Annotated in this window: 1 protein-coding gene; it reads right to left on the bottom strand. The window is 58.7% G+C overall.

The features are described 5' to 3' along the window. Positions 1-358 (bottom strand): iron chelate uptake ABC transporter family permease subunit (locus EN857_RS33620; RefSeq protein ID WP_145972043.1); only part of this gene is annotated, 358 nt, incomplete at both ends.

Below are 358 nucleotides of genomic sequence, written 5' to 3'. Positions count from 1 at the left end.
GTATTCGACCCCGAGGCTGATGGCCGTCGCGCGGCCGAGCGAGAGCACGTCGAGCGTGTGCATCAGGCGCAGCCCGATAATGGTCACCACGCCGATGATGATGGCGGAAACAGTGAGCAGCGTCGGTTCGATGGAATTGAAACTGGCGAAAAGCACATCCTGCAGCACCGTGTATTCGTTCGGATCGAGGACCCGCTGCATGAAGCCCGAAAGGCTGCGGAAAAACACGCCGAAGACGATACCGACCAAGACGAGAAGATGCAGGCTGCGTTCCGCTCCGACAAAAAGCCAGCGATAGAGCAGGGCGGAAAAGGCGACGAGCAGCCCGGTTTCCACCAGAAATTTCACTTGAGGATCG

This window comes from Mesorhizobium sp. M4B.F.Ca.ET.214.01.1.1, from assembly GCF_004791545.1.
GTDB classification, from domain to species: Bacteria; Pseudomonadota; Alphaproteobacteria; order Rhizobiales; family Rhizobiaceae; genus Mesorhizobium; species Mesorhizobium abyssinicae.
The sequence above is the reverse complement of the archived record's forward strand: the minus strand, read 5'-3'. Positions and strand labels throughout refer to the sequence as shown.